This is a genomic window from Rhodanobacter koreensis, from assembly GCF_054782855.1.
Map to the genome: position 1 here is coordinate 1,151,153 of NZ_BAAGRR010000001.1, position 20,615 is coordinate 1,171,767.

At 63.7% G+C, this 20,615-nt stretch carries 23 protein-coding genes; 9 read left to right on the plus strand and 14 right to left on the minus strand.

All coding sequences use genetic code 11. The annotated features are described in order from the left end of the window. Positions 1-3: 3 nt before the first annotated feature. The 6 genes from ACYVKM_RS04780 to ACYVKM_RS04805 all read right to left on the minus strand — a co-directional run bounded on the left by ACYVKM_RS04780 (position 4) and on the right by ACYVKM_RS04805 (position 3,778). Entirely contained in the window at positions 4-363 is a 360-nt protein-coding gene (locus ACYVKM_RS04780) for an ElaB/YgaM/YqjD family protein (RefSeq protein WP_460876193.1), read from the minus strand. A 55-nt stretch (positions 364-418) separates the two neighbouring features. After that, complete coding sequence (locus tag ACYVKM_RS04785) at positions 419-574, minus strand: DUF1328 domain-containing protein (protein ID WP_077440832.1); 156 nt, start codon at positions 572-574, stop codon at positions 419-421. Positions 575-700: 126 nt separating this feature from the next. Next, positions 701-1,339: a YbhB/YbcL family Raf kinase inhibitor-like protein gene (locus ACYVKM_RS04790; protein ID WP_460876195.1), complete on the minus strand. Its 639-nt coding sequence runs from the start codon at positions 1,337-1,339 to the stop codon at positions 701-703. Between the two features lie 107 nt (positions 1,340-1,446). After that, on the minus strand, positions 1,447-1,740 hold the full coding sequence (locus ACYVKM_RS04795; protein WP_460876196.1) for a GIY-YIG nuclease family protein: 294 nt from the start codon (positions 1,738-1,740) through the stop codon (positions 1,447-1,449). 160 nt (positions 1,741-1,900) lie between these two features. Then, on the minus strand, positions 1,901-2,131 hold the full coding sequence (locus tag ACYVKM_RS04800; RefSeq protein ID WP_460876197.1) for a hypothetical protein: 231 nt from the start codon (positions 2,129-2,131) through the stop codon (positions 1,901-1,903). A 72-nt stretch (positions 2,132-2,203) separates the two neighbouring features. Continuing rightward, positions 2,204-3,778, minus strand: coding sequence for an MBL fold metallo-hydrolase (locus ACYVKM_RS04805; RefSeq protein ID WP_460876199.1), 1,575 nt, complete (start codon positions 3,776-3,778; stop codon positions 2,204-2,206). 157 nt (positions 3,779-3,935) lie between these two features. Here ACYVKM_RS04805 and ACYVKM_RS04810 point away from each other — a divergent pair, with 157 nt between their 5' ends. The 8 genes from ACYVKM_RS04810 (at position 3,936) to ACYVKM_RS04845 (ending at position 9,740) form a co-directional block, all read left to right on the plus strand. Beyond that, on the plus strand, positions 3,936-5,411 hold the full coding sequence (locus ACYVKM_RS04810) for an AAA family ATPase (RefSeq protein WP_460876201.1): 1,476 nt from the start codon (positions 3,936-3,938) through the stop codon (positions 5,409-5,411). Between the two features lie 90 nt (positions 5,412-5,501). Beyond that, positions 5,502-5,798 (plus strand): nucleotidyltransferase family protein, encoded by a 297-nt coding sequence (locus ACYVKM_RS04815; RefSeq protein ID WP_460876203.1) that lies wholly within the window; start codon positions 5,502-5,504, stop codon positions 5,796-5,798. Then, positions 5,795-6,124 (plus strand): HepT-like ribonuclease domain-containing protein, encoded by a 330-nt coding sequence (locus ACYVKM_RS04820; protein ID WP_460876204.1) that lies wholly within the window; start codon positions 5,795-5,797, stop codon positions 6,122-6,124. Before ACYVKM_RS04815 ends, ACYVKM_RS04820 begins: the two co-directional genes overlap by 4 nt. A gap of 152 nt (positions 6,125-6,276) precedes the next feature. Next, the gene (locus ACYVKM_RS04825; protein WP_460876205.1) at positions 6,277-7,083 is read left to right on the plus strand and encodes a class I SAM-dependent methyltransferase; all 807 of its coding nucleotides are present in this window, start codon (positions 6,277-6,279) and stop codon (positions 7,081-7,083) included. A gap of 167 nt (positions 7,084-7,250) precedes the next feature. Then, on the plus strand, positions 7,251-8,189 hold the full coding sequence (locus ACYVKM_RS04830) for a hypothetical protein (protein WP_460876207.1): 939 nt from the start codon (positions 7,251-7,253) through the stop codon (positions 8,187-8,189). 103 nt (positions 8,190-8,292) lie between these two features. Beyond that, on the plus strand, positions 8,293-8,715 hold the full coding sequence (locus ACYVKM_RS04835) for a VOC family protein (protein WP_460876209.1): 423 nt from the start codon (positions 8,293-8,295) through the stop codon (positions 8,713-8,715). Between the two features lie 16 nt (positions 8,716-8,731). Further along, positions 8,732-8,944 carry a DUF3820 family protein gene (locus tag ACYVKM_RS04840; RefSeq protein ID WP_460876210.1) on the plus strand — a complete coding sequence of 71 codons (213 nt, stop codon included), beginning with the start codon at positions 8,732-8,734 and terminating at the stop codon, positions 8,942-8,944. Positions 8,945-9,125: 181 nt separating this feature from the next. Beyond that, positions 9,126-9,740 carry a 2OG-Fe(II) oxygenase gene (locus tag ACYVKM_RS04845; RefSeq protein WP_460876212.1) on the plus strand — a complete coding sequence of 205 codons (615 nt, stop codon included), beginning with the start codon at positions 9,126-9,128 and terminating at the stop codon, positions 9,738-9,740. Positions 9,741-9,751: 11 nt separating this feature from the next. Here ACYVKM_RS04845 and ACYVKM_RS04850 read toward each other — a convergent pair whose 3' ends face one another. The 4 genes from ACYVKM_RS04850 to ACYVKM_RS04865 form a co-directional block, all read right to left on the minus strand. Continuing rightward, complete coding sequence (locus ACYVKM_RS04850) at positions 9,752-13,162, minus strand: GH92 family glycosyl hydrolase (RefSeq protein WP_460876213.1); 3,411 nt, start codon at positions 13,160-13,162, stop codon at positions 9,752-9,754. Positions 13,163-13,307: 145 nt separating this feature from the next. Further along, entirely contained in the window at positions 13,308-14,315 is a 1,008-nt protein-coding gene (locus ACYVKM_RS04855; RefSeq protein ID WP_460876215.1) for a YheT family hydrolase, read from the minus strand. Next, complete coding sequence (locus ACYVKM_RS04860) at positions 14,312-15,127, minus strand: lysophospholipid acyltransferase family protein (protein WP_460876217.1); 816 nt, start codon at positions 15,125-15,127, stop codon at positions 14,312-14,314. Before ACYVKM_RS04860 ends, ACYVKM_RS04855 begins: the two co-directional genes overlap by 4 nt. A 41-nt stretch (positions 15,128-15,168) precedes the next feature. After that, a complete protein-coding gene (locus tag ACYVKM_RS04865; protein ID WP_460876218.1) occupies positions 15,169-15,645 on the minus strand; it encodes an Lrp/AsnC family transcriptional regulator in 477 nt (158 codons plus the stop codon). A 137-nt stretch (positions 15,646-15,782) separates the two neighbouring features. On the opposite strand from ACYVKM_RS04865, the gene phhA reads away from it, so the two are divergent. Further along, positions 15,783-16,676, plus strand: coding sequence for a phenylalanine 4-monooxygenase (phhA, locus tag ACYVKM_RS04870; protein WP_460876219.1), 894 nt, complete (start codon positions 15,783-15,785; stop codon positions 16,674-16,676). A gap of 3 nt (positions 16,677-16,679) precedes the next feature. On the opposite strand, the gene ACYVKM_RS04875 is transcribed toward phhA, so the two are convergent. From ACYVKM_RS04875 to ACYVKM_RS04890, 4 genes are all read right to left on the minus strand, one after another. After that, positions 16,680-17,345, minus strand: coding sequence for an SGNH/GDSL hydrolase family protein (locus ACYVKM_RS04875; RefSeq protein WP_460876221.1), 666 nt, complete (start codon positions 17,343-17,345; stop codon positions 16,680-16,682). A 33-nt stretch (positions 17,346-17,378) separates the two neighbouring features. After that, complete coding sequence (locus ACYVKM_RS04880; protein ID WP_460876223.1) at positions 17,379-18,065, minus strand: RES family NAD+ phosphorylase; 687 nt, start codon at positions 18,063-18,065, stop codon at positions 17,379-17,381. A gap of 284 nt (positions 18,066-18,349) precedes the next feature. Next, entirely contained in the window at positions 18,350-18,763 is a 414-nt protein-coding gene (locus ACYVKM_RS04885; protein WP_460876224.1) for an antitoxin Xre/MbcA/ParS toxin-binding domain-containing protein, read from the minus strand. Between the two features lie 76 nt (positions 18,764-18,839). Continuing rightward, complete coding sequence (locus ACYVKM_RS04890) at positions 18,840-20,609, minus strand: DUF885 domain-containing protein (protein ID WP_460876535.1); 1,770 nt, start codon at positions 20,607-20,609, stop codon at positions 18,840-18,842. Positions 20,610-20,615: the final 6 nt, after the last annotated feature.

Genomic DNA, 20,615 nt, shown 5'->3' on the forward strand with positions numbered 1-20,615 from the left:
GGCTCAACGCCGCAGGATACGGCCAAGCAGCCAGCCCGCGCCAAGCGCGATGGCGACCGATTGCACCGGCTTCTCGCGCACGTACTCGCGTGCCTGTTCCAGCCACGCGTCGGCACGGTCCATGGTTTCGTCGTAGACCTCGCGACCACGCTCGCTGATTTCGGCCGCCTTGTCGGTGGCGCGGTTGGCCGCGCTCGCTGCCTTGTCGGTAGCGTGGTGCAGGCCTTCCTCGACATGGTCGGCAGCGCGATCCATCGCCTCCTTGGTGCTCTCCACGACATTCGAGGTGGCCTGCTTGATCCGCTCGGCGCGCTCGTCGATGCGGGTGGGCGACGGCTCGGGATTTTGTACCTGCTTGTTCATTGCATGCTCCGGAAAAGACTCAGTGTGACGCAAACACTCTGCAGCGGACGGCCAGTCAGCTGGCGCGGCGGAAGAACGCGATGACCGCCAGAATCAGAAAGATGATGAACAGGATCTTCGCAATTCCCGCTGCGGCACCCGCGATACCGCCGAAACCGAGCACGGCGGCAATGATGGCGATGACCAGAAAAACCAGGGCGTAATGAAGCATGGCAGTGTCCTCTTGAATGAAAGCCGGCTGCGGTCAGCGTGACCGCATGCCGCCATTCACCCATAGCCCGTGCCATGCGGGCGTGAAGGGAACCGACGACGCCCTGCACGCAACGCCGACGTTTGCTCAGCCCGGAAGCGCCGGATTCGGGACGGACGGATTGAGACTGTAGGTGCCGACCAGCTCGGCCTCGGCCAGCACATGGCCGACCATCGCCCCACGCAGCTCGGCCAGCGAAAAACCCTGGATGAGCGGCAGTTTCGCCACATCGAGTGCATACACCTTGAAATGATAGTGATGCAGCAGCGCATCATTCCACGGCGGGCATGGGCCGTCATAGCCAAGATACTCGCCGCTCATCTCGGCATCGCCGGCGAACCAGCCGGTGTAGTCGTTCACGCCCTGCACACTGCCGGGTGGCCCGAACGGTTCGCGCTTGCCGCGCGGGGCGATCTCGTCGCTGCATGCGGCGGCCGCCAGCTCGCCGCATTCAGCCGGGATATTCGCCATCAGCCAGTGCACGAACTCCACCCGCGGCAGGTCGGCCGGCACCGTGCGACCTGCCTGGTTCACATCGTCGCCGCGGCTTGGCACATCGGTGTCGATGCAGGTGAGCACGAACGATCGCGTGGCGTGCGGCGCATTTTTCCACGCCAGGTGCGGGCTGAGGTTGTCCGACAGCGCGAACGGATCGGCACGCTTGCCGAAGGCGAATTCGGCGGGGATCGGCTGGCCATTCCCGAAATTGTCACTGCGTAGTTGCATGTATCTCTCCGTATGAACCTTTAATCTTGTCATTCCGGCGTAGGCCGGAGGAGCTTTTCAACAGCGAAGCCGGTCATCGCATTCCAACAACGTCACTGACCACTCGCTTACAGAATAGTTGGATACAGATCGCACCACTCAGCATTCCCGCCGTCGATCAACCGCACCTTCCAGGCCCGCTTCCAGCCCTTGAGCGTCTTCTCGCGCAGGATCGCCGATTCCATCGTCGGGTGAAGCTCATACCAAACCAACGTGTGCACGCCATAGCGGTTGGTATAGCCCTCCACCACATCGTTCTTGTGTTGCCAGATGCGTTTGACCGGATCGCTGGTGACACCGATGTAGAGAACGCCATTCTTCTTGCTAGCCAGCATGTAGACGCAGGGTTGTCGCCGGTCCATGGCGTTTCTCCAATGTCGAAGTGCGATTCCGGCCTACGCCGGAATGACAAATATGAGAGTGATCGGTAATCGGGAGATTGTGGGCTTTCGCCTTCTAGCTCGTCATTCCGGCGTAGGCCGGAATCGCACTTCACTGCAACGCAGGAATGCGTGGTCGGATTCAGGGCTTGTACGTCACCCGATACACCGCCCCCGCCAGATCATCACTGACCAGCAAACTGCCCATCCGGCAGCGGCTGCACGTCGGCTGGGCGATCTCGCGTGCATTCGGTACCTGATCCGAATACACCGCGATATGGAAACCCTTCGGCAGGGTCAGTTTGTCCAGTTGCGGCGCGGCGAATGCCGGGGTGGCCAGCAGACACAACAGGGAGAGAAGCAAGGTGCGCATCGGCGTCTCCACTTCGTGGCGATAGCCGTGAATGCTAAACCCGATCGCATCACACCGAAGTGACGGCGACCGCTATTGCAGCGCCGCCTTTACCAGCTTGCTGACGTCACTCCACGGTGTCGGTCCTTCGTGCATCGCGAATACCGTGTCGACCTGCAAGTGTTCGCGCTCGACCGCCTGCACCACCTCGTGCATCAGCTCCGGGTCGTACAACGAATGGTCGGGGTTGAGCGCCAGCGTGTCGCTCGCATACAGCAGCCGCTGCTGCGGGAAATAGACCATGTACTGGCGCTCGGTCGAAGCGCCGCGCAACGGATAGAGCACGATTCGGTTGGCGCCACGCCCGATCTCCAGCCTGCCCGCCACGATGTTCCAGTGTGCCGCCTTCGGTGTGGTCTGCAGCCGGTCCGGATTCAGCCGATGCGGCGCGCTCACCAACTTGTCGAGCAACGGTTGATTGAGATCGAGCGCATATACCGGCAGCCCCTCGGCCACCGCTTCGCGCACGCCAGCGATATGCGGCCAGGAATCGGACGTGCTGAGCACACCCTTGATCGGCACGCCCGGATATTCGCTGCGCGCCCTGGCGAACACGCCCTGCGCATACCTGGGGGAAATCGGTGCCTCCAGCACCAGCACGCCGTCATCCTGCTTGATCAGGGTGGCATTCCACGATCCGCGGTACAGCTCGATGCCCGGTGCCAGTTCGACACGGTGCTTGTCGCTGAATTCACGGTTCCAGCCCTTCGACTGCGCACTCTTCGCTGCCACCGCCGGATCCATCGCGAAGGTCTTGTCGTCCAGCGCCGTGTTGAAGCTGGCATCGAGGATCTGCATGGATTGCCACAGCACGCCGTTGCGCTGCTCGATGCGGTTGGTCGGCAGCACCATGCCGCCCAGCAACTTCCAGTTGTCGTAGTAGACGCGCTGTTCCACATCGCCCCAGGCGAACCAGAAATCCTGGAACGTCGCCGTGCGCTCGAATGCATCCGGCAGGTGGTTGAACACATTGAGCAGCACGCGCACCGGCTGCCCGTTCCAGCTGAATTCCAGCACGCTGTGCGGCGTGGAACGCAGCCATTCGCCACGGGCGTAATGCAGGTCCGGTGCCGCCGCCGCGGTAAGCAGCAGCCGTTCCGGTCCCAGCGCCAGGGTGGTGCGGGTATCGTCCAGATCGGACAAACCGCACGGCGAGTCACCGCTCTTTCCGCGATACACGCCAGCCTGCGCGGTGGCCACCAGGGTCTGCTCGATGTCCGCCTGATGCGGGTCGGACTCCGGCCATACGGCACGGGCATGCTGCAGCAGCCGGCCCTTGTCGAAATCCAGCGTGAGCTGGTCGCGCTCGTAACTGCTGATGAACGGCGCCTGCCGGTACGACTGCTCGGTAAGTGCGGTGTGCCCGATCACGTCGAGCTGCACATTGTGGATGCCGGCCAGCTTGTCACGGCCGCCCATTGCCGCCAGCGCCAGATCGAGACACGCATGCACATCAAGCCGCTCGCAACCGGGATGACCCGCGATGCCTTCGCGGGAACCATCCTGCGGCGGCGGCGCGGACGCCTGCGCCGCCGTCATACCGACCAGGCTCAATGCGGCAAGGACGGCGATCGGAAAAGAGCTGATCCAACGCTGGCGGTTGTCCATCGCATGTCACTCGATCGGGCCCGACGGGCGATGACGCAGCCTAGGCGGTCTGCCTCGTGACGACGCATGAGAGAAGTCATGCCGTGCGGGAAGTCATGCCTCGCCGGTGGAACGGCGCGGCGCTCTGCTAACGTGGCGTACTTCGAAGGGAGGATGCATGAGCGAGTTGCAGGATCTCACCACGCTGGTACGCGCGGCCACGCCGTTGCTGGTGATCGAGACGGTGGACGAACAACGGGTGATCGAGTGCTTCCGCCACGTGATCGCGCAGGCGCTGCATCCGCTGTGGCGCTGGACGCTGACCGACGGCCTCAGCCGGCTCGACTTCGCCCAAACCGAGGGCGAGGTGGCGCCGGATGCCACCGCCACGCTGGAGGCGATCCGCGCGCAAGGCGAGCGCGGCATCTACCTGATGTTCGATTTCCACCCCCTGCTGCGCTACGCGATGAGCCTGCGCCAGATGCGCGAGATCGTGCAACGGCAACGCTGCGCCGCGCACACCATCGTACTGGTCGGCGCGAAGATCGAATTGCCCGAGGAACTGGAAGCGCTGGCTCTGCGCGTGCCGTTGTCGCTACCTGACATCAGGGAACTGGCCGGCATCCTGCGCGGCGAAGCCGTGGCCTGGCAGCGCGAACAAGGCCGCAAGGTCGAAGTGGACAACGATGCCGCACGCACCATCGTGCGCAACCTGCTCGGTCTGTCCGCGCCGGATGCACGGCGCATCGTGCGCAAGCTGATCTACAACGATGGCGCGCTCAACCACGCCGACCTGCCCGAGCTGATGCAGGCCAAATTCGACCTGCTCAACCGCTCCGGCCTGCTGCATTACGAATACGCCACCGCCAGCTTCGCCGACATCGCCGGCGTCAGCCGCGTGCGTGAATGGGTACAGCGCCGCCGCGCGGTATTCCTCGATCCGTCCACCACGCCGATGCTCGATCCGCCCAAGGGCGTGCTGCTGCTCGGCGTGCAGGGTTGCGGCAAGAGCCTCGCGGCGAAGGCGATCGCCGGCGGCTTCGGCGTACCGCTGGTGCGGCTGGACTTCGGCACGCTGTACAACAAGTACCAGGGCGAGACCGAGAAGAATTTGCGCGAGGCACTGAGCAGCACCGAACTGCTGGCGCCGTGCGTGCTGTGGATCGACGAGATCGAGAAAGGCCTCGCCGGTGGCGGCGATGACGGCGGCGTATCGCGCCGCGTGCTCGGCTACCTGCTCACCTGGATGGCCGAACGCAAGGCCAAGGTGTTCGTGGTCGCCACCGCGAATGCGGTCAACGAGCTGCCCGCCGAACTGCTGCGCAAGGGCCGCTTCGACGAGATCTTCTTCGTCGACCTGCCGCAGGCCTCCGTGCGCAGCGAGATCTTCGCGATGCACCTCGCCCGTCGCAAACTCGATGTCGCCGGCTTCGACCTGACCGCGCTGGCCGAAGCCAGCGACGGCTATTCCGGCGCCGAGATCGAACAGACCATCGTCAGCGCGCTGTACGACGCAGCCGGCAACGGCACGCCGCCCGATCAGGCGACCTTGCTCCATGCGCTGAAGCAGACGCGGCCGTTGTCGGTGCTGATGCGTGAACAAGTGGACGCATTGCGGGCGTGGGCTCAGGGACGGTGCGTGGCGGCGGATTGAGCACGACCTGCCCGAGGCATGAAGCCGGGGCTACACTAGCTGGCATGCAGAAACCGTATCGGATATCGGTGCACCGTCCTCCGCGAGGCCATGACCATGCTGCTTGATCTGTTGCATGTACAGAGAGAGGCCATTCATGCCGCATGCCGTCAATACGGCGCGCGTCGCATCCGCGTGTTCGGCTCGGTGGCGCGCGGCGAGGAGGGTCCGGACAGCGATATCGACTTCCTGGTTGATTTTCCACGCGGCTACGACCTGTTCGCCCAGCGCATGCCGCTCGCCGAACGGCTGGCCGAAATCACCGGGCGACGCCTCGATCTCATTCCCGAACATGAGCTCAACCGCCATGTGCGCGACACCGTGCTGAGTGAGGCAGTGGATCTGTGAGCAAGGTGTGGCAGGCCTATGCGCAACATATCCTCGACGCCATCGAGAAGATCCGCCGCATCCAGCAGCGTGGCGACCTGACCCGGGATGAGGTGCTGTACGACGCCACCCTGCGCAACCTGCAGACTCTGTCCGAGGCCACGCAACGCTTGCCCGATGACCTGAAACAGCCTTACCCGGCGATCCCGTGGCAACAGATCAGCGGCTTCCGCAATATTCTTGTGCACAACTATCTCGGCGATATTGACGCCGAAACCGTGCAGGCCATCGTGCAGCAACATCTGCCACCGCTGGAAGCTGCCGTCCGCAGCATGCTCGACGGCTGAACGAGTTCAGGGACAGCGTCAAACCCTGGATTTCCCCACCTGGATTTCTCCATGGTGTTGAATCGGGCAGCCATCCGGGCCTGTTGACGATGCTGAATCGGCGCGCCTGTTTCGGCGTACTCTTGAACACTCATCGTCAGGAGGGTCGAACCATGTTTCGTCGAACCTGCAAGCTGCTCGTCCCATTGCTCGTGACGTTGTTGCTCCCCACCATCGCCAGCGCCACGCCCGCAACCGACACCACCACCACGGCGCTGCAGCAGGCAGTGAACGGTCACTGGCGTTCGCCCGCCAACCAGGCGCGCGATCCATACCGCCACCCGGTCGAGACCCTGCAATTCTTCGGCATCAAGCCGGACATGACGGTGATCGAACTCTCGCCCGGCGGCGGCTGGTACACCGAAATCCTCGCACCCTTCCTCTACGCACACGGCCACCTGATCGAAGCTGCGCCGCCGAAAGCCGCGAAATTCACCTCCAGGCTCAAGGCCGATCCCGCGGTATACGGACACATCGCGAAAGTCATCCCGTTCGCACCGCCGGATCAGGTGAACCTCGGCGCCGACAACTCCGCCGACATGGTGCTCACCTTCCGCAACACGCACGACTGGCTCAACCACAGCCCGGCCACCCTCGATGCCGTGTTCCAGGCTGCGTTCAACGTACTCAAGCCCGGCGGCGTGTTCGGCATCACCGAACACCGCGCCAAACCGTTCGCCGATGCCGTGGAAAGCAGCAAGGCCCTGCACCGCCTGCCCGAGGATTACCTGATCACGCTCGCCCTCAAGACCGGCTTCCGCGTAGCCGGCGTATCGGAGATCAATGCCAACCCGAACGATCCGGAAGACATCAACGTGCATCACCTGCCGCCGGATCTGGCCGGGCCTGACAGCGAGCACGCGAAGATGAAGGCGATCGGTGAATCGGATCGGATGACGTTGCGGTTTGTGAAGCCGTGAGGGTAACTTGGGGGTGTAGCTTGGTCATGCCACTTCTGCTGGCGTATCGGAGTACCCATAAAAGGCTCTGACCCGCGGTTCCCGCTGCCAATCCAATCTGGAAATAACGTACTTTTGAACGATGGGTCGACTGCCGCGCCGTATTTGAGACAGCTCAGGGGGACAATATGGATGTCATGGGACAGAGAATTGCTTTCAACTTGGTGTATGACGGACCGGCGCTTCAAGAGCACCGGATGGACGTGCGTGCACTTGCACCTGCGTTGTTGGCCATGGGCGACTTGGTAGAACGGGCGAATGAAATTCTAAACGGCGAACAAGCGAAAGTTTCAGTCGATGTACACGCGTCGTTCCGACAGGGATCGTTCGGTATTGAACTCGACCTGGCGCAAAGTCTGTGGCAAAAGATGCTCGACTTTGCAGGCAATCATGAGATCGCAAGCATAGGCACCTTGATGGGCCTTCTTGGCCTATCGGTCAAGGATGGTGTTATCGGTGTTGTGCAGTTGATTTTGAAGCTTCGCGGCCGCGGCATTCGCAAGATTGAGCCAATAGGCGACGGCAAGATTCGCTTCATCGTGGATGATCAAGCCGTAGATGTCGAAGAAAGCGTTTATCGACTGCTTCAGGATTACAAAATTCGCAAGGCACTCCAGGGACTTATTACGGAGCCGCTTGAACACGAAGGTATCGATTCGATCTCAACCGTAGACAAGCAAGCTCGGCACGTCATGGTACATGTGGAGCGCAGCGAGGCACACTACTTTCGTGCACCTGAACCGCAAGAAGAACAACTGGAAAGTGACGAATACACTGCAACTCTCCAAGTGCTGACCTTGGCCTTCCAAGATGGAAACAAGTGGCGCTTCACGGAGGGTGGCGGCAACACTTTTTACGCCAACATCCTTGATGACGAGTTCCTTCAACGAATACGTTCGAACGAACAGTTCGCTAAAGACGACATCATCCGCGCTCTTGTTCGCCGCACTCAACGGATAACTAAGGATGGTCTAAAAGCGGACTATGAAATAGTCCGCGTGATAGAGCATCGCAGCGCGACACCCAAAGTGCAGCTAAAAATGGATTTTGGAAGCGACACAAAATAATTCGATAGTGGTACGGGGGTCAGAATCATTTATTTACCTGCTGCGTTGACTTAGAACTCATACGCCTCAGACCCTCGCACACTTTTCCCTCTTGAACTCAATCATGCTCGATCTCCCACCCTTCCACCTCGCCTTCCCGGTGACCTCGCTAACCAACGCCCGCACGTTCTACGGCGATCTGCTCGGCTGCCCCGAAGGCCGCTCCAGCGACAGCTGGGTCGATTTCGATTTCCACGGTCACCAGATCGTGGCGCATCTGGCGCCGGAGGAAGCACGCGCCGTGGCGGCACACGATGTCGATGGCGACAAGGTGCCGGTGCGTCACTTCGGCGTGGTGTTGTCGATGGAGGCGTGGCAGGCGCTAGCCGAGCGGTTGCAGGCGGCCGGTACGCGTTTCGTGGTGGAGCCGCATGTCCGCTTCAAGGGCCAGCCCGGCGAGCAGGCCACGATGTTCCTGCTCGATCCCTGCGGCAATGCGCTGGAGTTCAAGGCATTCGCGGACCGCACACAGTTGTTCGCGAAGTAGCCCGACAGGAACGATGATGGAAGCGGAAGACCTGCCGAAGCTGGTGAGCGCGCGCATGCCGTATGGCAAGTATCAGGGTCGGCTGATCGCCGACCTGCCCGGCGCGTATCTAGCGTGGTTTGCGCGCAAGGGCTTTCCGAACGGCGAGCTGGGCCAGCTGCTGGCGTTGATGCTGGAGCTTGATCACAACGGGCTGTCGTCGCTGCTCGATCCGCTGCGCAAGCGTTAGGGATGGTCTGAATAAGCCATTGCTCGTCATTCCAGCAAAAGCTGGAATCCAGCGTCTTCCGTGACTTGCAACCACACTGGATCCCAGCTTGACCAGCCTTCGGCTGTTGAAAAGCGCCTCGCTGGGATGACGAGTTATTCAGAGCATCCTTAGCTTTACATCGCTGGGTACACTGCGCCTGATGAACATTCCTTCCCATGAATTCAGCGGCGTGACGAACGCGCTGGCCACCGATGGCTGGTGCGTGGTGCCGGATCTGCTGTCGATCACGCAAACGCAGGCATTGGTATCCGAATGCCGCGCCATGCACGAGGCGCAACAACTGACGCCGGCGCGGGTCGGCGCCGCGCGCACGGCCACGCCGTTGCGCGGCGACAGCACGCACTGGTTCCAGGCCGGGGCGATGAGCCTGCCGCAGCAGGCGTTCACCGATCGCCTCGACGCGCTGCGCCTCGCGCTCAACCGCCAGCTGATGCTCGGCCTGGTCGAATGCGAATCGCACTATGCGGTGTATCCGCCGGGTGCCGGTTACACGCGGCATATCGACCGGTTGCGCGACAGCGATGCGCGCGTGGTGTCGGCGGTGTTCTACCTCAACGAAGACTGGCAGGTCGCCAATGGCGGTGCGCTGCGACTGTATCTGGACGGTGGCTCGCATCGCGACATCTATCCGTATGCTGGCAGCCTGCTGCTGTTTCTCTCGGCGCAGTTCGAGCACGAGGTGCTGCCGGCCACGCGCGACCGCATGAGCATCGCCTGCTGGATGCGGCAGCGTGCGCTCGGGCCGACGTTCTGAAACGTCGGCGATTACGGGCTCGCCGCGTCTGATCCGAGCAGTTCGATCTCAGCCAGCGCCGTGGGCGCCGCGCCCGGCGACGGATCAAGCTGCAGGCGGTAATACGTGTAGCTGCCCGGCGCATGCACGGCAAAGGCGCGCGTTTGCCGTGGCCAGGCAAAGCGCTCGTGCTGGCGTGCATCCAGCGTGTGCCAGTGCTGGCCATCGCTGGATGCCTGCAGCTGCCAGCTGGATGGGGCGGCGGTGCTGGCGCCTGAGGTGAGCGTGAGCAGCGCGACCTCGCGCGGCTGCGCAAAATGCCAGCTGATCGTGACCGGCACCGCGGGCAGCATGGCTTCGGTGCTGCTGTCGTTGTCGGACAGCGCGGCCAACTGCGGGATGGCTGGCGAGCTGCTGACTTCGCCCTGCCCGCCATCGGTGAGATCACGCAACGGTTGCGGATTGCCGTGGGCCGTGAGCGACGGCGGCAACGCGGCCTCGTCGCTACCCCATGTCGAGGGTTTCGGCCCCATCGTGAAATCCAGCGTGGCGCCCTGAGCCAGCAGCGCATGCGGCAGGGTCAGCCGGTTCCACGGCTGGCCGTTGACGCGCAGGCTCTGGATATAGCGGTTGCTGTCGCTGACCGCGGGCGCATCGATCACGATGTGCTTGCCGTTCTCCAGCCGGATATCCATGTGCGGGAAATACGGCGCGCCGATCACGTAGTCCGGCGTACCCATGCGCAAGGGATAGAAGCCGGCCGCACTGAACACGTACCAGCCGGACATTTCGCCGTTGTCCTCGTCACCAAGATAGCCCTGGCCGATCTCGCTGCCGACGTAGAGGCGCGACAGCACGTCGCGCACCTTGTCCTGCGCCTTCCACGGCTGCCCGGCGAGGTCGTACATGTAGATGATGTGGTGCGAGGGCTGGTTGCTGTGGCCGTACTGGCCCATGCGCACCGCGCGCGCCTCCAGCATCTCGTGGATCGGCTCGCCATAGCTGCCGACGTGGAAGTTGCCCGGCGTGGCGAAGAACGCATCGAGCTTCGCGGCCAGTCCCGCGCGACCGCCGTACAACGCGGCAAGGCCGGCGCCGTCCTGCGGTGCGTGGAAGGCCATGTTCCACGCGTCGGTCTCGGTGTAGTCACCGCCCCAGCGGAGCGGGTCGAAATCCTTGGCGTCGTAGCGCCAGTGGCCGGCGGCATCGCGGCCGACGAAGAAGCCCACCGCGGGATCGAACAGGTTGACGTAGTCGAGCGCGCGGTTGTGGAAGTACGCCGCATCATCGGCGTAATGCGCGGCATACGGATCGTCCGCCACAGGTTGCTGCGCCAGCGCGGCGGCCAGGTTGCCGATCGCGAAGTCGTTGATATAGCCGTCCATCGACCATGACAGTCCTTCGTCCACGCCGGTATCGGTGTAGCCGTTGAAGACTGAACGCTGCAGGCCCTTGCGGCCGGTGCCGGCAAGCGGGCTGACCACCGTGGCGTCCTTCAGCGCGGACTGGTAGAACGCACGTACATCGAAGTTGTGCACACCCTTCAGCCAGGCATCGCTGAACGCTACGTCGGCGCTGGTGCCGACCATCAGGTCGGCGTAGCCGGGCGAGGACCAGCGCGCGATCCAGCCGCCATCGCGGTACTGCTGCACGAAGCCGTCGATCATCTCGCCGGCCTTCGTCGGGGCGAGCAGGACATAGGCGGGCCACGCGGTGCGGTAGGTATCCCAGAAGCCGTTGTTGACGTAGGGCTTGCCGTCGAGGATGCGCGCGCCGGTCTGCGTGTCGGTATCGCTGCCGGTCGGCGCGGAGAACGGGCTGGCGTACTGGTAATGCGGCTGCGCTGCACTGCCGGTGTTCTCGTACGCCTCGTTCGGATACAGGAACAGGCGATAGAGATTCGAGTACAGCGTGGTCAGCTCGTCGCGGCTGGCGTCCTGCACCTGCACCGCGCCGAGCACCTTGTCCCATTGCTGCTGCGCCCGCTCGCGCACGCTTTCCAGCGTGTCGCCGGGGGCGATCTCCAGCGCGAGATTGTGCCTGGCCTGGTCGAGGCTGATCAGCGACGTGGCGATGCGCAGGTTCACCACTTTCTGCGTACGCGTGTCGAAGCCGAACCACGCGGCGATATGATCGCGGCCGGCACCGGTCAAGCGGCCGCTGCGCTGCACCGGCTGATCGACCGTGCCGTAGAAGAACAGCCGCGTAGCGCCGGTGGAAAGCCGGCTTTTGACATCGGACCAGCCGCTGAAGCTGCGCCCGGCGGCGTCCAGCGCGATGCTGGTGTGGTCATTGCCGCTGTGATCCGTAATGTTGTCGAACAGCAGCTGCGAGCGGTCACCGGCGAAGGTGAAGCGGAACATCGCCGCGTGGTCGGTCGGGGCGATCTCGGTGACGATGCCGTTGTCGAACGCCACGCGGTAGTCGTGCGCATGCGCCGTCTCGTTGGCGTGACTGAAGCCGAGCGAGCGCGCCATGCGATCGAGCAGCGGCACGCCACCGGCCTGCGCCTCGGGCATCAGTTGCAGGGTCTGGCGGTCGCCCATCCACGGGCTCGGCTCGTGCGACAGCGCGAACGCCTGCAGCCGTGGCCGGTTGTCCGGGCCGTTGTGATCCTGGTACTGGTACAGCCAGTTGCCGCTCGCGTCGGTCACCGGCGTCCAGAAGTTGAAGCCGTGCGGCACGGCCAGCGCCGGAAAGGTGTTGCCTCGCGAGAAGTTGGCATTGGCATTGCTGCCGCGGCGCGTGTCGACGAAGTCGCTGGGCCGCCTGCGCGTATCGGCGGGTTTGGCGCCGATACGCAGGTCGTCGACATAGCCGTCGAACATGGCCGCCGGACCGTCGTGGTCGAGCACGATCTGGCGGATGCGTCGCCCCGCGGCGACGCGGCCAAGATCGATCGACACGAGATTCCACTGATCCGGATAAAGCGTCCGGCCCACGCCCTGTCCGCGCGCCGTGGCGGCAATGCGGTGCTGATCCCGCGCGCCATGCATGGACAGGCGCGTGCCGTCGTCGAAAACCAGATCCACCGCGACGTAGTTGGCCGGGTCGCTCAGGTCGCCTTCGACGTGCTGGGGAAAGACCAGATAGGACAGTTGCGTATCGGCCCGTACCGGCAGGTCGACATCGAACAGGCGCTGCTGCTGATGGCCGGCCGCTGTGCCGTGGTAGTGCAGCGAATGCAGCCCGCTGAAGCCGGCGCCGGATTTGGCGGTAAGCGCAAACGCCTTGGCGGGGCCGCCCGCCACCTGCGCCGTGAACACGGCATGCGGCGTCGCCGGCAGGGGCATGGGTTCGCCGGGTTCGAACGAGGTCTGGAACAGGCCCGGACTCGACACGGCCGGGGCTTCGCCATGCAGCGCGGCTGCCCGGACGGCGGCGGCTCCCATCACTGCCGCCATGCCCAGATACAGGGTGCGACGCCATGTCGAAGTCTTCATGACCGGGCCTCTGAAGTCGCTGCTCAAGCTTTGTGAACAACGGCGTTGTGGCGGTTGCCGGCCTCGAAGTGACCGGAATGTCCGATTTGACTCGATCTAAATTCGCACTGTCAAACTGCAGTGCGGCATAAAGCCGGCCACGGAATCAGTGCTGGTCGGCAATCGCGTTGAAACGCGCGGCGATGTAGTCGTCGGTGAAGCTGGTCATGCCGTAGCCGCGGATGAAACCGCAGTGGCCGCCGTAGTCGGCGATGTCGAGTTCCACGTTTGGTGGCAGTTGGAGCTTCTCGAAGGCGTCGACCGGGATCACCGGATCATCGCGTCCGGTGAGGATGGTGGCGGGTATCTGCATCGCCTGCATGATGTCACCGGCCACCGAATAGCCGTCCAGATACTGCTGCAGCGACTTGAAGTCGGTATGCCGCAACACCATCGCCTCGGTCAGGCCGCGCAGGTTCTGCTTGAGCTCGGACATCTCGAAATACTGGTGTTGCGGAAACGCCTTCTGCTTGGCCTGCAGCGAGTGGCGCCACTTGCGCATGAAGTAGGCCTGGTAAAACCACGGCGCGGTTTCTTCCAGCGAGAACAGGCCTTCGCCGGGATCGATGATCGGGCATACCGCCAGCACATAGCTCAGCGGAATGCCGACGCGCGACGTCTGCAGCGCGGCACGCAGTGCGAAATTGCCGCCCAGCGAGAAGCCGGCCAGCGCGATCGGACGTGCCGGCCAGCGTTGCGCGATGTCACCCAGCGCATGCACCACCTCGTCGATGCGGCAGGAATGGAACAGCGCCTCGTTGAGCCCATGGCTGTCGCCGTGGTCGCGGAAGTTGAGCCGGAAGATGTCCCAGCCATCGGCGAGCAGGCGGCTGCCGGTCTGCAGCACATAGGTGGAATCGACGCTGCCTTCCCAGCCATGGAACAGCACGGCGAGACCGCGCGCCTGCGGATGCGTCTTCTGCGCCGTATAGGCACCGGTCAGGCGCACACCGCCACCGCCGTCGACCACCACCGCCTCGGCACCCTCCAGCACCGTCTGGGCTGCACGCGGCAGCAACATGCGGCGTACACCGCTGGACGACAGCATGGTCTGGATGTGGCCGCTGCGCAGCGGCCAGGGTGGACGGAAATCCTTTCCGCGCGGCAGGCTCATGCGTGACGATCGTCCGGCATGGTGTCTTCCAGCGCTGCGGCGATGCGCTCGCGTGACAGATCGGCCATGCGCCGCCGCGCATCCGGCGTGGCCGGTACCGGCGTGAGGAAATGGACTTCGGCATCCATCGGCGCCTCGCCCAGCATGCGCACGATGTTGCTCATGAAGCTCTCGTCCTCGCGGAAACCGGCGTCGATGACACGACGGCCGGCGCGGGCAAAGCGCAGCGCCACCGGCTGTACCGGAACCCCGGCATCCAGCGCGGCCTGGAAGATGCGCGCATGGAACACCTTGAGCACGCCGTTGTAGCCGGTGCCGCCTTCCGGGAACACCGCCACCGAACGGCCATCGCGCAGCCGCTCGACCATCACCTGCATCACGGTGGACAGCGAATGGTTGCTGCCGCGGCGGTGGAAGATGGTGCCACCGTTCGCAGCCAGCCAGCCGACCAGCGGCCAGTCGGCGATCTCGGCCTTGGCCACGAAGCAGGCGGCGCGCTGACTGTGCAGCATCTCGATGTCGATCCACGAGGTGTGATTGGCGACAAACAGCACCGGATCGGCCAGCGGCTGGCCGCGACGCACCGAACGCAGGCCGAAGATGCGCAGCAGCTTGACCGACCACCAGCGAATCATCCGGTGCGCGAACGGCTCCCTGCCGTCCTTCATCACCGCATGCTGGTTCCAGCTGAGGATCAGCGAGCACAGCAGGATGCCCAGCACGATGTGCAGAAGCACCAGCGGCACGCGCCACAGGTAACGCAGCGGGCGCAGCAGGTCGCGTTCGGGGGTGGTTGCGGTGTCGATACTCATCAGTCGATTAGTTTAGCGTTAGTCGACACGGGCAAGGACACTCAACGCTCCAGCTGGCTCAACGGCAGCGATGGCGAACGCTTCACCGTGCGCAGCACGAAGCTGGAATTGACGTCGGCCACACCGGCGGCGTTGAGCAGATGGTCGAGCAGGAAGCGCGAGAAATCCTGGAGGTCGGCCACATAGACGTGCAGCAGGTAGTCCATGTCGCCGGTCAACGCGTGGCAGGCGACCACCTCGTCCCAGCCGTTGACGTGCTCGACGAAGCGTTCGATCGCTTCCGCTTCATGCTTGCTCAGCTGCACGCGCACGAACGCCTGCAGGCCCAGGCCGACTGCCTGCGGATCGATCTGGGCGGCATAACCGGTGATGATGCCGTCCGCTTCCAATCGCTGCAGCCGGCGCAGGCAGGCCGACGGCGACAGGCTGACCCGTTCGGCCAGCTCGGCATTGGTGATGCGGCCCTCGCCCTGCAACACGGCGAGCAGGCGCAGGTCGGTGCGGTCGAGTGTCGTCATACGCAATAAACCTACGTTTTATTTACTTCCATGGCAATGATAGTGCAATACACAAGGTATTTTTGGCAACAAAACAAGCTTCGTGTGGCGAATCGGCCGTAAGCTGTTGCAAGGCATACCGCCACCCGGAGTCCAGCATGGAAAACACCACGCCCCGCAAGGTCGAGCACCAGCAGACCGATCGCGGTTATGTGCCGGTGTACGCCACCGGCGTGGTCGAGCAGCCATGGGCCAGCTACAGCCAGGCCGACCACGAGGTGTGGGACACCCTGTTCAAGCGCCAGCGCGAGATGCTGCCCGGCCGCGCCTGCAAGGAGTTCATGGCCGGCGTCGAACGCTTCGGCCTCGGCGAAGGCGGCATCCCGAAATTCGCCGAGCTCAACAAGGTGCTTGGCGCCGCCACCGGCTGGGAAGTGGTCGCGGTGGAAGGCCTGCTGCCGGACGAGGTGTTCTTCGATCACCTGGCCAACCGCCGCTTCCCGGTCAGCTGGTGGATCCGCAAGCCCGACCAGCTCGACTACCTCAGCGAGCCGGACCTGTTCCACGACCTGTTCGGCCACGTGCCGCTGCTGCTCAACCCGGTGTTCGCCGACTACATGCAGGCCTATGGCCGCGGCGGCATGAAGGCGTTCGCGATTGGCCCCGAAGCGCTGATGAACCTCACCCGCCTGTACTGGTACACGGTGGAGTTCGGCCTGATCCACACCGACGAAGGCATGCGCATCTACGGCGCCGGCATCGTCAGCTCCAAGGGTGAGTCGATCTATTCGCTGGATTCGCCATCGCCGAACCGCATCGGCTTCGGCCTTGAGCGCGTGATGAGCACGCGCTACCGCATCGACACCTACCAGCAGACCTACTTCGTGATCGATGGCTTCGAGCAGTTGTTCGAGGCGACGCATCCCGACTTCACGCCGATCTACGCGAAGCTGCACGAATTGCCTGCGCATGCTGCCGGTGACGTACTCGACGAGGATCGCGTGTTCACGCGCGGCAATCGCGAGGGCTGGGCGACTAACGCGGATACCTGAGGCTTACCGCGGCAACGCATCTACCCAGGGCCGGATCACACCGATCCACAGCAGATAGCCCTTGCGATTCATGTGCAAACCGTCCGCGCCGAACAACTCGGGCTGTGGCCGGCCGTCCTTGCCGAGAAGGGGCGTGAAGGCATCGAGATAAGTCACGCCCTTCTGTGTCGCGGCATACGCGCTGACCAAGGCATTCGCCTGACGGATCTCGGGCAGCAACGCGGCGCGCGCCACGCTGGGCTTGATCGCGATGAAGGCGATCGGCACGCCGGGGTCGACGGCACGCGCCTTGCGCACGAACGCGGCGAAATCGTCGCGTACCTGTTCCGGGCTGCTGCCTTCCTGCAGGTCGTTGTCGCCGGCATATATGACGATGGCGCGAGCGTGGTACGGCGCCACGATGCGATCGGCGAAGAAGGTCGAGTCGCTGATCACGGAGCCGCCGAAGCCGCGGTTGATGACGTTCACTTCCGGGAAATCCGCCGCCAGCGATTTCCAGTGCTCGATCGACGAGCTGCCGATGAACAGGATCGAACCCGGTGCCGATGCATGTGCCCGATCGGCTGCCTCGAACGCGGCGATCGCCGGGTTCCACTGCGCATGATCGTTCTCGCGGGCATGGGCCAGCAGCGGCAGCAACGCGAACAGCAGGATGATCAGTCGTTTCATCGTTCCACCTCGGCTCTGGGGCAAGCCCCGAGATTAGCGCGGACGAGAGAGCTCGGACACCTTGAGTACCATCGCGATGTGTTGTCCGTTCCAGCGATAGATCATGTGCTCGGACTGCACGCACGGCGCCACCAGGTCCGGATAGAAGACGGCCACGCATTCGCCCGCATGGCGGGCGCTGTTGTAGACGATGCCGTTGGAACCCGCCTTGCGCAGCTGTTGCGCCAACGCCACGCTGGCGACGTAGCTGTGCGGATCCTGCGCTTCGGGCCAGCCATCACGCACGTCGTGCAGCTTGCCGGCGATGCTGGTGCGGTAACAGCGCATCTCGATGTCGCAGGCTGGCTCGGCGGTGGCGGCAAGGAACTGCTCGCGGTGATACACGGTTTCCTCCACTGCGGTGGCGACGCTGTGCGCGGCGTAGAACACGCCCCAGCTGCCATCGGAGAAGCGACTGCCTTCCGGATTGAGATGGGTAAATGCGGCCATCACCGGGGTGGAGCCCGGCCCGCTGATGCGGCGCTCCTTCGGCACCAGCTTCAGTGCGCCAGCCTCCTCGCGCAGACGCGGATTGGTCATGGCCTCGATCGCGAATACGGCGTCCAGATCGGCCGGATCGGCAATGCGATCGTATACACCCACCGGCGGGAAGCGGCTGGGCACGATGCGATACGCCTGACTCCAGCGGATGCGCTTGACGGGAGGCAGATCGGTCGACATCGGATCTCCATTGGACTGAACCCTTGCATCAAAAAGCCCGGGCCTGGAACAGCAACAAGAGCATCGAAACTTTCAACGACGTCACTCCGGCGAAGGCCGGAATCGCTTCATGCAGATGAGCTGTCTGTTCTTCGCAAGATTGATGAATCGATGAACCGCATGATCGTCGTAAAGCGATTCCGGCCTTCGCCGGAATGACGGTCGGGAAGGTCGTTTCTGCAGCGCACGTCCATCAGCATCGCAAGAGCCCGTCTCGTCGGCCGCGACCGCCTGCAAAGTCCTGCTCAACCGCGCTGCGCATCCAGGTACTGGCGCACCACGTACAGGTCGGCGACGTTGCCCGACAGCATGCGTTCCAGTGCGGAGTGGCCGCCGAACAATAGCGCCTGGTTCGGCTTGTGCAGCCATGCGTCGGCCTGCGCCGGATCGGGGAACAGGATCTGCAGCGCCTTCCAGATGCCGAGCAGGTAGCTGATCCGCTCGATCGTGTCGCGGCCGAGACTGCCCTCCTGCTGACGCTTCCACTTGTAGAACGTGGATTCGGGCGGATCGCCGAGCAGCTTGCGCTGGTCAGCGATGCGCAGCTTCCACTGCTCGGCGAGGCGGAAGAAGCTGCGCAGGGCCGGGGCGGCCAGCGTATCGATGGGCTCCGCGTAGCGAGGCGAGATTTCGGCGACGCGAGTCGGATGAGCGGTCATGGCGATACTCTCTCCGTGAAGTACGACGACATATTACTTCATATCAAGATCTTGCGCCAGAAACCGTCGTACGGCCTCAGTGCGCGGCAGCGTCCTTCGCCTTCGCACACTCGCAACCGTAGTCCGGCTCCGGGCCACCCTCGGCGATGAAGCGGTCGATGCGCTGCTCCAGCACAGGCAGCGGCACCGAGCCGGTCGAGAGTACGGTGTCGTGGAAGTGGCGGAGGTCGAACTTCGCGCCCAGTGCCTTCTCCGCCTTGGCACGCAACTCGAGGATCTTCAGGTAGCCGAGTTCATACGACAGTGCCTGTCCCGGCCAGCTGATGTAGCGATCCACCTCGTTGGCAATCTCGCGCGAGGACAATGCGGTGTTCACGGTCAGGTAGTCGATGGCCTGCTGGCGCGTCCAGCCGAGGTGGTGGATGCCGGTGTCGACCACCAGCCGGCAGGCGCGCCACATCTGGTAGGTGAGGAAGCCGAATTTCTGATACGGCGTCTGGTAGATGCCCATCTCGTTGCCGAGGTATTCCGAGTACAGGCCCCAACCTTCGCCGTAGGCGGAGATGTAGCCATTGCGGCGGAACGCCGGCTGGCTGTGGCCCTCCTCGGCCAGCTCCAGCTGCAGGGCGTGACCGGGATAGGACTCGTGCAGGGTCAGCGCAGGCATGTTGTACAGCGGTCGCGACGGCAGATCGTAGGTGTTGACCAGATAGACGTCCGGACCGCCGCGGCCGGAGGTGTAATACGGCGCGATCCCCGCCGGCACCGGCTCGATGGTGAAACGCTCGCGCGGCAGATGGCCGAAGAATTTGGACATCTGGCCGTCCACTTCCTTGGCCACCCAGGCACTGCGCATCAGCAGCTCGTCCGGTGTCTTCGCGTAGAACTGCGGGTCGCTGCGCAGGAACTGCAGGAAGTCGGCAAAGCTGCCCTTGAAGCCGGTCTGCTGCATCACGTCGAGCATCTGCGCGTGGATCTTCGCCACCTGATCCAGCCCGATCTGGTGGATCGCATCGGGGCTCAGGTCCAGCGTGGTGTATTCGTGGATCTGCTGGCGATAGAACGCCTTGCCGTCCGGCATCGCCTCGGCGGCCAGGGTGGTGCGCGCCTTCGGCACGTACTCGTCGTGGAAGAAGGCCAGCAGCTTCGCGTAGGCGGGAATCACCTCATCGCGGATGCGTTGCAAAGCCTGCCCCTGCAGCGCCTGCGCCTGGTCGGCCGGAATCGTTGCCGGCAACTGCTTGAACGGTGCGTAGAAGCTGCTCTGGGTCGGGTCCTTCAGGTCGGCCACGGCGGCAATCGACACGTCGCGCCCCTTCAACACCTCGCGCGGCACGCTGAAACCGCGCTTGAGGCCGGCGCGCATGTTCGCGATCTGCTGGTCGAAATACGCGGGGATCTGGTCGAGTCGGTCGAGATACTTGCGGTAGTCGTCGACCGTGCGCAGCTTGTCGCTGCCAAGGTCGTAGTCGATGTCGGACCAGAATGCCGAGTCGCTGTTGAACGGCATCTGCCAGTTCATGAATTTCTGGTCGGCGACGAAGTTGCCGATCTGCTCCCGATAGACCGCGTAGTTGACCTGGTCCTCCGGCGACAACTGCGCCACATCGATGCCGTCGAGCTGCTTGAGCACGTGCTGCCAGTAATCCAGCCGTTGCTGCTGGCTGGTCGCGTCGACGTCATCGAGCCGACCATTGTTGGGCTGCGACTCGCCCGACGCGCTGACGCCGGCGTGGCCGGTGCGCCAGGCCCACTCGGTGCCGTAGATCTGCCTGAAATGCGCATCGGTGTCCTGCGCCGCCCATGCCGGCGCCGCCAGCGCCAGACCCAGTACCAGCCATTGCATGCCCGT

Bases quoted from the DNA above. Each gene is read 5' to 3' on its own strand.
- ACYVKM_RS04865 (WP_460876218.1), bottom strand. From the start codon at position 15,645: ATGACGACACTCGACCGCACCGACCTGCGCCTGCTCGCCGTGTTGCAG.
- ACYVKM_RS04845 (WP_460876212.1), top strand. From the start codon at position 9,126: ATGAACATTCCTTCCCATGAATTCAGCGGCGTGACGAACGCGCTGGCC.
- ACYVKM_RS04885 (WP_460876224.1), bottom strand. From the start codon at position 18,763: ATGACCGCTCATCCGACTCGCGTCGCCGAAATCTCGCCTCGCTACGCG.
- ACYVKM_RS04795 (WP_460876196.1), bottom strand. From the start codon at position 1,740: ATGGACCGGCGACAACCCTGCGTCTACATGCTGGCTAGCAAGAAGAAT.
- ACYVKM_RS04800 (WP_460876197.1), bottom strand. From the start codon at position 2,131: ATGCGCACCTTGCTTCTCTCCCTGTTGTGTCTGCTGGCCACCCCGGCA.
- ACYVKM_RS04860 (WP_460876217.1), bottom strand. From the start codon at position 15,127: ATGAGTATCGACACCGCAACCACCCCCGAACGCGACCTGCTGCGCCCG.
- ACYVKM_RS04840 (WP_460876210.1), top strand. From the start codon at position 8,732: ATGGAAGCGGAAGACCTGCCGAAGCTGGTGAGCGCGCGCATGCCGTAT.
- ACYVKM_RS04810 (WP_460876201.1), top strand. From the start codon at position 3,936: ATGAGCGAGTTGCAGGATCTCACCACGCTGGTACGCGCGGCCACGCCG.
- ACYVKM_RS04855 (WP_460876215.1), bottom strand. From the start codon at position 14,315: ATGAGCCTGCCGCGCGGAAAGGATTTCCGTCCACCCTGGCCGCTGCGC.
- ACYVKM_RS04890 (WP_460876535.1), bottom strand. From the start codon at position 20,609: ATGCAATGGCTGGTACTGGGTCTGGCGCTGGCGGCGCCGGCATGGGCG.
- ACYVKM_RS04780 (WP_460876193.1), bottom strand. From the start codon at position 363: ATGAACAAGCAGGTACAAAATCCCGAGCCGTCGCCCACCCGCATCGAC.
- ACYVKM_RS04880 (WP_460876223.1), bottom strand. From the start codon at position 18,065: ATGTCGACCGATCTGCCTCCCGTCAAGCGCATCCGCTGGAGTCAGGCG.
- ACYVKM_RS04850 (WP_460876213.1), bottom strand. From the start codon at position 13,162: ATGAAGACTTCGACATGGCGTCGCACCCTGTATCTGGGCATGGCGGCA.
- ACYVKM_RS04830 (WP_460876207.1), top strand. From the start codon at position 7,251: ATGGATGTCATGGGACAGAGAATTGCTTTCAACTTGGTGTATGACGGA.
- ACYVKM_RS04875 (WP_460876221.1), bottom strand. From the start codon at position 17,345: ATGAAACGACTGATCATCCTGCTGTTCGCGTTGCTGCCGCTGCTGGCC.
- ACYVKM_RS04815 (WP_460876203.1), top strand. From the start codon at position 5,502: ATGACCATGCTGCTTGATCTGTTGCATGTACAGAGAGAGGCCATTCAT.
- ACYVKM_RS04835 (WP_460876209.1), top strand. From the start codon at position 8,293: ATGCTCGATCTCCCACCCTTCCACCTCGCCTTCCCGGTGACCTCGCTA.
- ACYVKM_RS04790 (WP_460876195.1), bottom strand. From the start codon at position 1,339: ATGCAACTACGCAGTGACAATTTCGGGAATGGCCAGCCGATCCCCGCC.
- phhA (WP_460876219.1), top strand. From the start codon at position 15,783: ATGGAAAACACCACGCCCCGCAAGGTCGAGCACCAGCAGACCGATCGC.
- ACYVKM_RS04825 (WP_460876205.1), top strand. From the start codon at position 6,277: ATGTTTCGTCGAACCTGCAAGCTGCTCGTCCCATTGCTCGTGACGTTG.
- ACYVKM_RS04785 (WP_077440832.1), bottom strand. From the start codon at position 574: ATGCTTCATTACGCCCTGGTTTTTCTGGTCATCGCCATCATTGCCGCC.
- ACYVKM_RS04805 (WP_460876199.1), bottom strand. From the start codon at position 3,778: ATGGACAACCGCCAGCGTTGGATCAGCTCTTTTCCGATCGCCGTCCTT.